This window comes from Lactobacillus kullabergensis (genome assembly GCF_003151025.1).
GTDB classification, from domain to species: domain Bacteria; phylum Bacillota; class Bacilli; order Lactobacillales; family Lactobacillaceae; genus Lactobacillus; species Lactobacillus kullabergensis.
On sequence record NZ_CP029477.1, the window covers coordinates 345,523 to 360,000 of the forward strand.

The following is a 14,478-nucleotide window of genomic DNA, read 5'->3' on the forward strand; positions in this document are numbered from 1 at the left end:
CGCCAGCTAAATACAGTGGCCAGGGGTGAAAACGTGATCAAAGAACAAAAGTTTCCAGTAGAAACTAATTATAAATGGTATGATATCAGCAATTTGAGTGAAGAAGACAGTAATAAGCTGCAAATAGATTTTCATTTTACTCCTGACATGATTACCTATATTTCAGACAGACATGAACGACCCCACTATGATTATGATACGCATACGCATATCAATTTGCTGGTTTATGATGTACCTATTTGGCCAACTAAAACTATCAAGCATTTTACGGCTCACCCGGTAACTTTTTTAATATCAGGGGAAAACATCTTTACTTTTCATACCCAGTCAACCAGTTATGTGTTTGATGAATTTAATGATGCAGCTACGAGAAGAGAGCTATCAATGGCACAGGATGTTACTGAACTTTTAATGAAGTTTTTACTATATTCATCGCAGTACTTCCAGCGAGCTGTTACTCAGCTTGATGCGGAACGCAATAGTTTAGATCAAAAACTTTCTGGTGACATTAATAACAAGGACTTGGTAGAGCTGTCCAACATTGAGAAAAGTCTGGTGTATTTGTCTAGCTCAATTCAGACTAACCTAATGATGCTGCACAGTTTAAAAATGTCTCAGTTGAACTTCACCAAGCCTGGACGTGAACGACTGGATGATGTTTTAATTGAGTCAAATCAATCTGCAGAAATGGTGAAAATTTCGCAACAGGTAACTCAAACTTTATCTGCAACTTCTAATAACATGATGAACAATAACCTGAATGATACGATGAAGTTCCTTACAGTCTGGTCTTTGGTTTTAACCATTCCCACTATTTTAACCGGCTTTTATGGTATGAACGTCAGCCTTCCGGTTGGCCATAGCTCGTCTGACTGGATTGCTATTACTGTAATAACGATCTTTTTGATGGTATGGTTGATTGTGCTAATGAAACGACATCACTTCTTTTAAACTGAGGCAAACAAATGAAAAATAAAGTTTTGATAGGCTCATTAATCACAGCACTTATTGCTTTTATGCTCTATTCTGTCAATCTTAAAAAAGTAGAGAACAGCAGCCTGAAAATTGTGGGTCAAGGACAGGAACAAGTTGTCAAAAATAAAAAGGGAAAAAACTCCGTCCGTGAGCCAAAAGTTGCGACTATGGAGTATCCAAATCACATTAAAATTGCTTCGGGCAGTGAGCAGAAATGGGCAGAAAAAATTGTACAGGTGATGGGGAAAGATCAAAGCTATCAGGTTTGTGTTCAAGATCTCAATAATAATAAATTTGCCCGTGTTTCTAACACTAGTCAAAGACATGGTGTAAATACTATTAGTTGTCTATTTCTACTTATTGCTTTAACTTATCAAGAACAACATGGGCAGGCAACTGCGAATAAGGCTGTTAAAATAAAAAAAGCAGATCACGTTAAAGGTGAAAAGGTCCTGCAAAAGGGAATTGCGTATAATGCAACTTATCTGAAGCAATTAATGATGCAAGGTGACAAAACTGCAGCCAACGCTTTGTTGCGCAAAGTTAAGCCTGCAAAAGTCAACTCAATTATCAGGAGAACTGGCGTTGAAAATACCGCCATTAAAGGAAAATTTTCAGCTAAACCAGCAGGTTATACTACTGCAAATGATTTGAATAAAATTATGGTGAGTCTATACCATGACCAGATTTTAAGCAGACAATATTCCAATCAAGTTTTAGGAGCACTGAATGCTAGCAAAATTAAACCCAGGATTATCCGTAATAGCAAGGGTTTAATTTATGCTATTGGGGATAGTAAAGCCAATGTTGCACTTGTCCAGTCTAATGGTAATGCCTATTGCGTCAGCGTTTGGAGCAATAATGATCATGATTTTGTTAAACTGGGAAAGGCAGTCAACAGCTTTTTTAAATAACATTTTTGACGTATACTTTACCAAATCTTAAAAAAATTGCCCTAATAAAATCCATGTTTTAGGGCTTTTTTGATAATATAAAATAATTTACAGCATGTAGATTGTATTCTTCATGTTGTAGTGCTATATTATTCAGTATGCTGTCAGAAGGAGGGGTGAAATTGGTTAAAAAAAGAAGCCTTGATTTAGATAAGGTGATTGCGAAGGCGACGGAGCTGATTGGACGAAAGGGACTTTCCGCGACCACTCTGCCGAACCTAGCCAAAGAGTTAGGCGTTCGTTCACAGTCACTCTATCATTATGTTTCAGGTCGAAAGCAATTGTTGTCGCTTGTCGGTGCAAGCAGAATTAAAATTTTAGGTAAAAAATTAGTTGATAATTTGATCGGAATTTCGGGTGAAGAGGCTTTACTTAAATTTGCGGATATCGTCCGTGATTTTATTTTAGACGATCCCGCTTTAATTAGTATTCTCTACCATTTGAATGAGTACCAAAAAGACGATGCTATTACTCAAGAAATTTTAAAGATAATAGCTTTGGCTGACAAACTAAATTTGAGAAGTGACAGCACGGTTTCGCTCCATTCCTTAATTGGGGCAGTACTAGGATACGTTTTTTTAGATGTATCTGATTCTTTTACAGAAGAAACTAGTGAAGAGGCTGACCAAGGTTATCATGAATTAATTATTCAATTGGTTCAGCCCAAGAAATTATTGCAAAAAAATAGAAAGGAAAATCAGAGTGCATAAACTAGTAAAAAATCATATTTTCTCGTTAATTGCATGGATTTTAATTTTAATCATTTCTGTTGTGGCTTTGCCAGACGTTACAGGGTTAACCCGTGAGCACTCAAATATTTCCTTACCGTCTGACGTTCAAAGTGAAGTCGCAAAATCAATCCAAAATGATTGGGGTCCTAAACAAAAAAATACCTATCAGATTGCAGTGGTCTTTAATAAGCAAAAAGGCAAACTGACTTCCGATGATAAGAATGCCATTAATGAAACTATTGACAGATTGAAAGATGATCAGGATCAATACGGCATTAAAATGATTTTAGGCCCAGATGATAATATTGCTACTAAGAAAAAGCTGCAGTCAAAGGATAATACAACCTGGATAATGCAGTTGAATGTGGCTAAAAAGCACGGACCGGTTAATGATGTTGAGGCTGAGTTGAATAAAGCAGTCAAAACTGCTGGCATCAGGACTTATGTTACTGGTGCTGATGTTTTACAAAATGCCTTTTCAAATGCTATTCAAGAGGGAATTAAGAAAACAGAAGTAATTACCGTTATCTTTATTTTCATCGTGTTAGTGATTGTCTTCAGGTCACCAATAGTGCCCCTGATTTCATTACTGACTGTTGGGGTTTCCTTTATCACATCATTTGCGATTGTTACTAACTTAGTTAAATACCAAAACTTCCCGTTTTCTAACTTTACACAAGTCTTTATGATTATTGTGTTATTCGGAATTGGTACGGACTACAACATCCTTTTGTATGACAAGTTCAAAGAAGACCTCGGTAAAGGAATGAATCGCTATGAAGCGATGAATAGTGCCTTAAAGGTCGCTGGTAAAACCATTCTTTATTCCGGTTCTTCCATTTTAATTGGATTTTCGGCACTAAGTTTAGCTAACTTTTCAATTTATCGCTCAGCAGTTGGTGTTGCGGTCGGCGTAGCAGTTTTATTAATAGTGCTGCTGACACTCAATCCTTTCTTCATGGCTGTTTTGGGAGAAAAAATGTTCTGGCCGGTGAAGGAGTTTACCGGTGAGCATGAAGATAAATTATGGCATGGTATTTCCAAAGCGACACTTGCTCACCCAATTATTTACTTAATTGTACTGGCTGTGGTTGTGCTTCCTTTTGGTCTTATGTATACCGGTCACTTGAATTATGATGACACTGATGAGATTGATAATAGTACTTCAGCTAAAGCAGGGATGCTAGTTGTCGAAGATCACTTTTCAAAAGGGATGGCTGAACCTTCAACACTTTATATTAAGAGTAACCATAAACTTGATAATGAAGCAGATTTGCGGTTAATTGATCAATTAACCAGACAACTCCAGGCATCTGAAGATGTAGCTTTTGTCACTTCTGTAACTCAGCCTTATGGTGAGAGCATTGATCAGCTTTACGTCAATAATCAGTTAAATACTGTTAACCAAGGTGTTGATCAAGCACGTGCCGGTTTAGGTAAATTGAGCAAGGCAAGCAAAAAAGTTACTGCGGGTGCAAGCAAGTTGGCTGATGGAACCAGCCAGTTGCAAAATGGTACTAGTCAACTCCAAGATGGCGCAAGCAAATTGCAAGCTGGTACGGGTAAGCTGCAAAATGGTGCCAGCCAGTTGCAAAATGGTACTGGTCAACTGCAAGGTGGTGCAAGCCGTCTGCAGAGCGGAACCCAGCAAATGACCAGTGGCCTTAACCAGTTGAATTCTCAATTGGCAAGTGGCAGTGCTGGTATCGCAAATGCGCAGAAAAATACTAAGGCTGCTTTAGAAAAGAGCTATAAAGCTAACTTAGCAAAGAGTATTAACAGTATACCCGGTTTAACTCAACAACAGAAGATGGCTGCCATGCAAGCTGCTGGTGCTGCTTTAGAAAAATCATGGGCAGAAGCTTCTGCTTCAATGCCAGATGTATCTGGCCAAATGGGTCAGCTGCAATCTGGTGTCGGCAGACTGGCTACTGCTTCTGGTCAATTAAATAGTGGTGCTTCTACTCTAAATGGCGGTATTGGTCAACTTAATTCCAGTGCAGGTCAATTAAGCTCAGGTATTGGTCAAGTTAATTCCAGTACTGGTCAATTAAGCTCAGGCATTGGCCAATTGAATTCCAGCGTTGGTCAACTAAATACTGGTGCAGGGAAATTGGCTTCAAGTACACCAAAGATTACCAATGGGGTAGATGAAGTTAATAGTGGACTTGGTCAAGGTGCAGCTTATCTTAATGGTTTAGCTAGTTCCTCAGCCGCAGATACTTTCTATATCCCAAAGGAATTTATTAAAAACGATACTTTCCAAACCTCAATTAAAAATTATCTGAGTCCTGATAAGAAATCTGCAATGCTTATGATTGTCTTTAAGTCAAATCCAAGTAGTCTTAAAGCAACCAAGAAGGCGCAGGATCTGAGTTTGATGGCTAAGAAGTCCTTAGCAGGAACCAGGCTCAAAAAGGCTACAGTAGCAATGGGCGGAGAGAGTTCCAACATTGCTGACATCAAAGATATTGCCAACAGAGACTTTATTAGAACTGCTGCCATAATGTTGATTGGTATTGGAATTGCCCTCATTTTTGTAACTCGTTCACTTTTGCAACCAGTTTATATCTTGGGTACTCTATTGATTGCCTACTTCTGTTCATTATCAATTACGGAATGGGTAGTTAAAGCTGCATTAGGCAAATCCATGCTGACCTGGAACACACCGTTCTTTGGTTTCATCATGTTAATTGCTCTGGGCGTTGACTACAGTATCTTCTTAATGACTCGCTATCGTGAACTTGAAGACGGTAAGCCAAGTCAAAGAATGCTAAAGGCCTGTGGCATTATCGGCACAGTTGTAGTTTCAGCTGCTATCATTTTAGGTGGTACTTTTGCTGCGCTAATCCCTTCAGGGATTCCAACTCTGATTGAAGTGGCCTTGGCAGTGATTATTGGACTGATAATCTTAGTCTTTATTATGCCGATCACTTTGTCTGCTGCTGTCAAGTTGACCTATGAAGGTGTCCATTGGCATAAGAATAAGCGTGCTAAAAATTAATTGAATTTAATTAAAAGGTTGAAATTCTCATTTAGAGAATTTCAGCTTTTTTTGTCAGTGAAATATGTTTTCTGACAGGTTTACAAAAGTTGATTTATTATAGTATAATATTTTTAATTAAATTTTAAGCAGAAAGTAAGGAATACTGGAATGTCAAGACAAGTAAATAATCAGTAAGCTCTCGTTAAAGTTTTAAACAATTAATCACTTTTTTAATTTTGAACCTAACGTAGAGCGAATCACTTTAGCAGATAGAGTAATTTTTGCAATTCAATGAACTGCAGCTTATTTAGTGTATTATGTGTACACGTTGAGGTTTTATAAGTGGAATTAATTAAAATAGATTATTTACAAATTGGCGTGGCAGCTTCTAAACTGCTGACTGTCTCAAATTTGAGCATCAATTCTGGGCAAAAAATTGGCTTAATTGGCAACAATGGTGCCGGTAAAACAACTTTAATGCGAATACTTGCTCAAGAAAAATTAACAGATTCATTTACTGTTAAAGGTAGGGTTTCCAGCAATTGTAATTTTGCTTATGTTTCACAATTGCTTGATGCTGGGGATAAGAGCGGTGGACAAAGGGAAAAATTGGCTCTCAATAAGGCCGTCACCCAATTAAAAAATATGCCTAACGGTTTGCTGCTTTTGGACGAACCCACATCTAATTTGGATATTACGCAGCAACAATGGTTAATAAAATTAATAAATAAAAGCAAAATTGCCTGTTTAATTATCAGTCATGACCAGAATTTTTTGAACAAAGTTTGTGATTCAATCTGGTATATTCAAAATAAAGAAGTACACAATTTCTCAGGGACTTATGAAGAGTTTCGCAGCTTTAACGAAGATCAGCGAAAACGGGCAGAAACGACTTATGAACAAAAGAAAAAGCACCTTGAGCAGTTAAAGAGAAGTTATAATCTGCATTTTAATAAGGCCAGAACTTTCTCTCACAACAAAAAGGGACTTTCCTCATCTGATTGGCGGTCAAAGTCCATGGGAAAACAGAAAACAGCAAATAATGTTATCAGAGCCAGTAAGAATCTTGCTAGCCGCATCAATAAGGAAAAAGCAGAAATAAAGAAGCCGCAAATGCATCATGCGATTACCTTAAAAAATGGCAACAATGCAATAACTGATTTATCGATTTCTCCTAAAAGCAAGGCATTACGGCTGGAGAAACAGCAGGTTAATGCATATGGTCAAGAGTTGTTTAGCATTACTCAGGAAGCAAATCTTACTTATAGTTCAAAAGTAGTTTTAACTGGGCAAAACGGTGTTGGCAAGACTGTTTTTCTGAAAAAAATCAAGAATAGACAGTTAACCGGTTTTTATAATTCTAAATTGAAAATAGGTTATTTTAACCAGAATATTGTTACTAGTCAAACTGATAAAACCCTGCTAGATTCTCTTTTTGCTACCAGTATATTTGATGATAGTTCGACTATGCAGGTTTTAGGTGATCTACATTTACGTCAATACGGACGGCATAAAATAAGTGATCTTAGTGGTGGGCAGCTCGTGTGTTTCAACTTAGCTAAGATACTTACAGGTCAATATAATTTATTGCTGCTGGATGAACCGACTAACTTTTTAGATATTGCATCGGTTAATGCCTTAGCCGAATTTGTCACTGCTTATCCCTTTGCCATGATTCTCGTATCGCACGATCAGGCATTTATCAAGCAACTTGAAGCTGTAAAATGGCAAATTAAGGACAGATGCTTAATAACTTCCGCATCCCAGAAGAAAAGGTCTAGAAAAAGCAATGATAATGAATTAGAATTGCTCAAGTTCAAGCTTGATCAATTAATGCTTGACTCCCAGACTTCAATTTCTGAAATAAAGCGGGTTAAGAAACAAATTCAAAATTTACAATAAAAAGCTGTATTAAAATAGTGATAAAGAGTTTTCCTTATCGCTATTTTTGTTTTATGATTAAGCTATTAATAATTATTGATTAAAGGAAGTTTCTTATGACTACTTGTCCAAACTGTGGCCGTCCCATTAACGATGCGGATGTTACCTGTCCTAACTGCCATTTTGATTTACAAAAATACCGTGAGACTTTTTTCACTGACCAACATCAAAAGGCAAACTATGAAGATGAAGAAGCCGGTAAAAAAATAGCCAGTCGCAAGGTATACCGACAAGAATTTTATCCGAAAAAGCAAAATTCGGTTATCGAGCGAATGTTGCAATGGATTCATGTTAACAGCATGATTGTTTTTCTATTGGGAATTGCTTTACTAATTCTCATGAGTTTTTCCCGCAGCTTTGGTTGGATTTGCTTTTTTGCATTGCTTGTCTGGCTTTACTTTGTTTGCAGTCGTCAAGAAAAAATTGATCGTTATACCGTGGATGAGCGCTTAACACAAAAAATTAATCAATTGGGTTCTAACATGTTCAATGATGTGGCTGAATCGAAAGAAAAAGTTAAATCGAAAAGCAGATTAGCCCAGAAGGGTATAAAACATAAAGAAAATGTTCAGGTAAAGAAGCATTTTACCTATGTGCAGCTTCTAGTTGTTTTGGTGGCAGTAATAAACCTGATAGTTTTATTTACTGGATCTGGTGCATCTGTTTTAGACATGACTTACGGGCAAAAAATGTCAATTACCAGGGTTGTCTTCGGACTTGCTGGCAGACTTTTTTCTTCAAATGCCACACTGCTTTCAGGTGTCTTACTTTGTGTAATATGGTTAATAATTGTTTTGATTCCGCTATTTATCATTTATCACACGTTGAGAGATACTAAAAAGAGCAGGTTGATCGCATTTTTACTTTCTTTGATTGAAACTATTTTTCTAATTTACATTATTTATAGAATGTCTAATAGTACACTGTCTAATCATGGTATTTTACACAGCATTACCAGTCAACTGCTTTTATACGCAGTTTCAATAGGCGCTTCAACTTATTTCTTAATTTTAGCTAGCGTGATGACGACTGGACTGACAGGGTATAATTTATTCCGCCACCGTCAAAAGCAATAATAAAAAAAGCTGATAAATCAGCGTTCTTATTTAGTAACGCAGTTTATCAGCTTTTTAATTTATATCTTAATGATAAGTTATTTGGTTGGCATTGATATTACTAAGTGCTGGTTTACGAATGCCATCAAACCTAAATCACTAAGCTCACGGCCATAGCCAGACTTCTTGATACCACCAAATGGTAATTCACCGGAACTAATCCATGTGCCGTTGATTACGCTCATACCAGTTTCAATTTGTGCAGCTACATTTTGAGCACGTTTAATGTCGGAACTGATAACAGAAGAACCCAAACCATAACTAGAATCGTTTGCTAAAGCAATAGCGGCGTCTTCATCTTCGACTTCGTAAACAGTAGCAACTGGACCAAAGAACTCCTGGTCAAATGCCGGATTATCACGATCAACATTGGTTAGAATAGTTGGACGGAAGAATGCACCATCTGAATCAATTTCAGGATATTGGTAGAACACTTTTGCCCCTGCTGCAAGGGCACTATCTAATTGTTTAGTTAGTTTTTCCTTTGCGTTCTGTGAATTCATTGGCGGCAATGTAGTACTTGGGTCAAGTGGATCTCCAGGCTTCAAACTAGAAAAGACCTCTTTTAATTCATGCAATGTTTCTTCGTAGCGAGACTTAACAACAATAATGCGTTTGGAAGAAGTACATACCTGTCCGTCATTATAAGTTCTGGCTGAACTAAGCGCCTGCTTTAAAACTTCAGGATTAGCGTCATCAAGGATAATGAAGGCATCATTACCACCAAGCTCCATAGTAGATTTCTTCAGGTTTTTGCCCGCATTTTCAGCAACTGAAGAACCACCGCGTTCTGAGCCGGTCAATGCTACGCCCTGAATTCTAGGATCGGCAATCATTTGATCAAGTTGGTCGTAGCTTGGATACATATTAATCAAACTTCCCTCAGGAGCACCTGCCTGTTTAATAATTTTAGCAATCAAAGCTGCAGAGCCTGGAACATTGTGGGCATGCTTCAAAATAATAGGATTACCAACAATAAAGTTTGGAGCAAATACCCTGATTACTTGATAAAGAGGGAAATTCCATGGCTCACATGCCATTATTACGCCAGTTGCCTGCTTTAGGTAATATGCATCGCCTAATTTGGAATCAATTGGTTCTGGTTTTAACAATTCAGGACCTTTGTCGGCAAAGTAATCGCAAATAGATACACAAAGATCAACTTCACCTTCAGATTCTCCAATCATTTTACCCATCTCACGAGTCATGATTTCTGCCATTTCTTTTTTATGCTCGCGTAAACCGTCTGCTACTTTGTGTAATGTTGCTGTTCGGGTTTCAGGGCCTTCATTACGCCACTTGTGGTAAAGTGCATCGGTCAAGTTTAAAGCGTCTTCAATTTGTTCAGCTGTAGGATTGTCATAGCTGGCAAAAGTTTCATTAGTATATGGATTAATAGATTGATATTTAGCCATAATATTATCTCCTTAAATTTTAATCAGGATAGATTTTTCTCAAAATCAATATAAACCGTTTTCATTAATCATTATAGCACATATAGAATATTTTACTAATAATTAGTAAGTAAAAATAAAGATTTATTTTATTTCATTTAAAAGATAAGTTAATGATTCCTCTAAATACTGAGCAGCATAAGTCATTGCATGCCGCTTACCCGCTATTAGTTTAAGGTCTACAGCGTGATTATTTTGAGCCAAAAAGTCAATAAAATTAAGTAAATATTTAATAGGAGACAATTCATCTGCAGAATTGATCATTAATAATTGGTGTAAATTGCTGTAATCATATGAATCAGCATCAATCTTTTTTAATACCTTTTCATCTTCAGAACCGGCATATGCTAAAGTAAAATATTTATAAAAAGCGTTGTTAATATCATGTTGGTTGCTCAAGCCTAGTTCTTTATGACCATCAACTGCAGGCGTGACGTTCTGGTGGTCTTTCATCCAAGCAGAATAACTGACAGGAGCAGACCATGTTACAGTAGGAAAGCCATATTTACCCGCAATATTTAGCGCCATTGTGCCTCCACTGCTGGCACCAATTTGAGTAATGTGGGGCTTTTTATTAATTACATAATCGCTTTGCATTAGCCATTTAACAAAGTTAATACTGTCTTGGTGTGCGGCTGGAAAAGTATGCTGTGGAGCAAGAGAATAGTTAGGTGCAAAAACAGTAAAACCTTTATCAGAAATTTTTTGACATAAGTCTCTAATACTGTTTTTATCTCCCCGAAACCAGCCACCACCATGCCAAAACAGCAATATTTTGTCACCAAAACCGACTTTGTCCGGCTTATAAATATCTACCTTAAGTTTTCTTTGTTCATCATAAGTGACATCATTGATAATTTCTGCCATCCGATTTTCCTCCCAAAAATTGTATTTTTAATATCTATTATAATGTAATTAAAGGTCGGTTTTTGCTAAAAACCCAATTTGTTTTTACTTTAAGAAAAAATAATTAAAAAATTTTAATTATTATTATTTAATGACTTAAAAAGTAATCACTATGCTTATTTTTTGGTAAAATTAGGCTTAACATTGGAGGTAAGCTATGCATCTGTCTGCTAAAGCTAGTCGAAGACTGATTAATATCTTGACCGTTGTCAGCGGGATTATTATCATTTTATTATGTATATATTGGTATAGATTAGGAATATTTACCAGTCAAGCCAAAATGAAAGCATATTTGGCTGACAAGAAAATAATCGGACCGATTATTTTTGTTTTGATTCAGATAATTCAGGTTGTTATACCTATTATTCCTGGTGGCGTTTCACTTTTGGGTGGAGTTATTTTCTTTGGACCTGTAGCTGGTTTTATTTATAACTACGTAGGAATTTGTGTTGGATCAATTATTGACTTCTTTTTAGCACGCTTTTACGGCAGACCTTTTATTCTTCATATTGTCTCTGAAAAAACTCTTGATAAATATATGAAGTGGACTAAAAACCAGCGGAAATTCAACTGGTTTTTTGCAATCTGCATTGTGGCTCCAATGGCACCAGATGATGTTTTATGTCTTTTGGCAGGTTTAACTGATATGAAGTTTTGGACCTATTTTTGGATTATCATATTGGGTAAACCCTGGACTATTGCAGCATACAGTTTTGCGCTGGAATTTGGCATGGACTGGCTGCTTAGATTGACTGGTCATTAATGGACAGCCGAATTTATTTTCGTCCTTTTAAACTATCGGATGCACCTACTTTGCTAAAATGGGGACAAGATCAATATTATCGGCGTTTAGCAGGTTTTGAACATTATCACAACCTGGCGGAAGCTGAGGTTGCTGCAGGAAAGTATGCCGCAAGAAAGTATAGTTATGCAATTTGTCTTAGAAATACCCGGCAATTAATTGGCTTAGCTGAACTATATAATAGAGGTACAAGCGAAGAAGAATTATTACATACCAAGGAAATAGGTTTTTTACTTGATAAAAATTTTTCTGGTCAAGGTTATATGACTGAAGCCTTAAATTTACTTTTAAATTATGCGTTTAAAAAGCTCAATCAATCTGAAATTTGGGCTGGCACTTTTAAAAATAATTTTCGCTCACAAAATTTACTTACTCGACTAGGCTTTAAATATATTTATTCGGTCGATATGAGTATGGTAAGTACGCTATTTCAATATCAGGAAGATTATTTTTTGCTGAAAAAGGCAGACTGGCTTAAAAGAGAAAAGTGATTTAAATTTGGCACAATCTTTTTACAAAAATAATTATAAAAACATTAAATATTGTTTGCTAAAAAAAGCATAATAGCTTAAAATAATATCCAAACACGGAATCCTCAGACTGATTCAGAGAGTTCGCATCTTGGTGCAAGCGAATAGATGTCGTTTCCAGATTCCATTAATGTGGGTAATTAATAATTACACGGCACGCGGCATCGTTATCGCCGATTTAATGAAGTGCAGCTAAATATTTAGCTGAAACTGGGTGGTACCGCGAAGCCATGTATGAGCCAATTCGTCCCAATCTTGTGGGATGAGTTGGCTTTTTTTGTGGAGGTAAAAAGATGCTGGATATAAAGGTGATTCGCGAGAATCTTGACTGGGCCAAGGATAAGCTTGGCAGACGTGGCGTTAAGCCGGAAGAGCTTGATGAACTGGTTAAAATTGATGCCGATCGGCGTGAAGAACTGAACCGTAGTGAGCAGCTAAAAGCTGAACGCAATACAGTTTCAAAGAAAATTGCGGAAATTAAAAGAAACAAAGAAGATGCTTCTGCTGCAGTTAAAAAAATGCGTGAAGTAGGACAGGAAATTAAGGAACTTGATGATAAAGTTGCTGAATTGACTGAAAAGCAAGATTACATCTTGCTAAGACTGCCTAATTTCCCGGACGATTCTGATCCAGTCGGACCTGATGAAAGTTATAATGAAGAAGTTCGCAAGTGGCATGAACCGACTAAGTTAGCCTTTAAGCCTAAGGCACATTGGGATATTGGTACTGATCTCGATATTTTGGATTGGGACAGAGGAGCTAAAGTTTCTGGTGCTCGTTTTGTCTATTATAAAGGTGCTGGTGCTTTACTTGAGCGGGCTGTTTTTAACTTCTTCTTAGATGAAAACACTAAAGAAGGCTACACCGAAATAATTCCGCCATATTTGGTTAACGATGAATCAATGCAGGGCACTGGACAATTTCCTAAATTCCGTGAAGATGTGTACACCATTGTTGATAACGACAACCCTGACAAGCCACGTGATTTAACTTTGATTCCAACTGCTGAAGTTCCGCTTGTTAACTATTTCCGTGACGAAATTATTCATGGTGAGAAGCTGCCAATCAATGTAACTGCATTGTCTCCAGCATTTAGAAGTGAAGCTGGTTCAGCTGGACGTGATACTCGCGGGCTGATTAGAATGCATGAATTTAGAAAAGTTGAAATGGTTAAAATTTGCAAGCAGGAAGATTCTTGGGATGAATTAGAGAAACTAACTCATAATGCTGAGCACTTGTTGCAAAAACTTGACTTGCCATATCATGTGGTAGCTTTGTCTACTGGGGATGCCAGCTTTACCAGTGCTAAAACTTATGATTTGGAAGTTTGGATGCCGGCTCAAGATAAGTATCGTGAAATTTCCAGTTGCTCAAATTGTACTGACTTTCAAGCTCGTCGTGCGCAAATTCGTTACCGTGATGAAGATGGCAAACTGCATTTGGCACATACTCTTAACGGCTCCGGATTAGCTGTTGGTAGAACTGTGGCTGCAATTTTAGAAAACTATCAAAATGAAGATGGAACAGTTACCGTACCAGAAGTTTTGGTTCCTTATATGAATGGAATGACAAAGATTACTAAGGAAGAAACTTTGATTTAATGAGTAGCACTTTGCTATGATTTCGCAGGTTGAATAAACTTGCGAAATTTTTTTGCCCAAATTTTTGTTAATAGAAGTGGCAAAAATGACTAAATTACGAATAATTGGTTAATTGGTCTAGTCTAAAAAGTAAAAAACTGGTCTGACAGGTATTAGTGAAAACTAATTTGAAATCAATTTTACTTAAATAACGAACAAAATGATTAATTTGACGAATGAGTACAAAAAGAGTAAGGTATTACATGTGTCTGAGCGAGTTACGACAAATAACAAGTTCAACATAAATCGAGCAAAAGCAGTTGACAAAAGAGAGCTGCTTTAGTAAGATAATAAACGCTGTCGGGGAAGACGGCAAAAAGCTCCCAGAAAAAAGTGCTTGACAAAAGCGGCTGAATCTGGGAAAATAAAAAAGCTGTTTTAAAGAAGGCAGCAGGTAGTACCTTGAAAACTGAACAATGTTTTCGCAAAAATGTGCGGGTTTAAC

11 protein-coding genes are annotated in these 14,478 nt (G+C 37.0%); 9 read left to right on the top strand and 2 right to left on the bottom strand.

Annotation, left to right across the window (positions count from 1 at the left end; genetic code table 11):
* The first annotated feature begins 33 nt into the window (after window positions 1–33).
* From DKL58_RS01665 to DKL58_RS01690, 6 genes are all read left to right on the top strand, one after another.
* Entirely contained in the window at window positions 34–951 is a 918-nt protein-coding gene (locus tag DKL58_RS01665; RefSeq protein ID WP_109585870.1) for a magnesium transporter CorA family protein, read from the top strand.
* 14 nt (window positions 952–965) lie between these two features.
* The gene (locus DKL58_RS01670; protein ID WP_109585871.1) at window positions 966–1,889 is read left to right on the top strand and encodes a serine hydrolase; all 924 of its coding nucleotides are present in this window, start codon (window positions 966–968) and stop codon (window positions 1,887–1,889) included.
* Window positions 1,890–2,050: 161 nt separating this feature from the next.
* Window positions 2,051–2,638: a TetR/AcrR family transcriptional regulator gene (locus tag DKL58_RS01675; RefSeq protein WP_045927562.1), complete on the top strand. Its 588-nt coding sequence runs from the start codon at window positions 2,051–2,053 to the stop codon at window positions 2,636–2,638.
* Window positions 2,631–5,663, top strand: coding sequence for an MMPL family transporter (locus tag DKL58_RS01680; RefSeq protein WP_109585872.1), 3,033 nt, complete (start codon window positions 2,631–2,633; stop codon window positions 5,661–5,663). Before DKL58_RS01675 ends, DKL58_RS01680 begins: the two co-directional genes overlap by 8 nt.
* A 324-nt stretch (window positions 5,664–5,987) precedes the next feature.
* Window positions 5,988–7,547 carry an ATP-binding cassette domain-containing protein gene (locus DKL58_RS01685; protein WP_109585873.1) on the top strand — a complete coding sequence of 520 codons (1,560 nt, stop codon included), beginning with the start codon at window positions 5,988–5,990 and terminating at the stop codon, window positions 7,545–7,547.
* Between the two features lie 95 nt (window positions 7,548–7,642).
* Entirely contained in the window at window positions 7,643–8,662 is a 1,020-nt protein-coding gene (locus tag DKL58_RS01690; protein WP_109585874.1) for a zinc ribbon domain-containing protein, read from the top strand.
* Window positions 8,663–8,739: 77 nt separating this feature from the next.
* On the opposite strand, the gene DKL58_RS01695 is transcribed toward DKL58_RS01690, so the two are convergent.
* Together DKL58_RS01695 and DKL58_RS01700 are read right to left on the bottom strand one after the other, a co-directional pair.
* A complete protein-coding gene (locus DKL58_RS01695; RefSeq protein WP_109585875.1) occupies window positions 8,740–10,116 on the bottom strand; it encodes an NAD-dependent succinate-semialdehyde dehydrogenase in 1,377 nt (458 codons plus the stop codon).
* A gap of 123 nt (window positions 10,117–10,239) precedes the next feature.
* Window positions 10,240–11,022 (bottom strand): alpha/beta hydrolase, encoded by a 783-nt coding sequence (locus DKL58_RS01700; protein ID WP_109585876.1) that lies wholly within the window; start codon window positions 11,020–11,022, stop codon window positions 10,240–10,242.
* Between the two features lie 196 nt (window positions 11,023–11,218).
* On the opposite strand from DKL58_RS01700, the gene DKL58_RS01705 reads away from it, so the two are divergent.
* From DKL58_RS01705 to serS, 3 genes are all read left to right on the top strand, one after another.
* Window positions 11,219–11,824 carry a TVP38/TMEM64 family protein gene (locus tag DKL58_RS01705; RefSeq protein ID WP_109585877.1) on the top strand — a complete coding sequence of 202 codons (606 nt, stop codon included), beginning with the start codon at window positions 11,219–11,221 and terminating at the stop codon, window positions 11,822–11,824.
* Complete coding sequence (locus DKL58_RS01710; protein ID WP_109585878.1) at window positions 11,824–12,354, top strand: GNAT family N-acetyltransferase; 531 nt, start codon at window positions 11,824–11,826, stop codon at window positions 12,352–12,354. Before DKL58_RS01705 ends, DKL58_RS01710 begins: the two co-directional genes overlap by 1 nt.
* A 332-nt stretch (window positions 12,355–12,686) precedes the next feature.
* Window positions 12,687–13,994 carry a serine--tRNA ligase gene (gene serS, locus DKL58_RS01715; RefSeq protein ID WP_109585879.1) on the top strand — a complete coding sequence of 436 codons (1,308 nt, stop codon included), beginning with the start codon at window positions 12,687–12,689 and terminating at the stop codon, window positions 13,992–13,994.
* Window positions 13,995–14,478 lie beyond the last annotated feature (484 nt).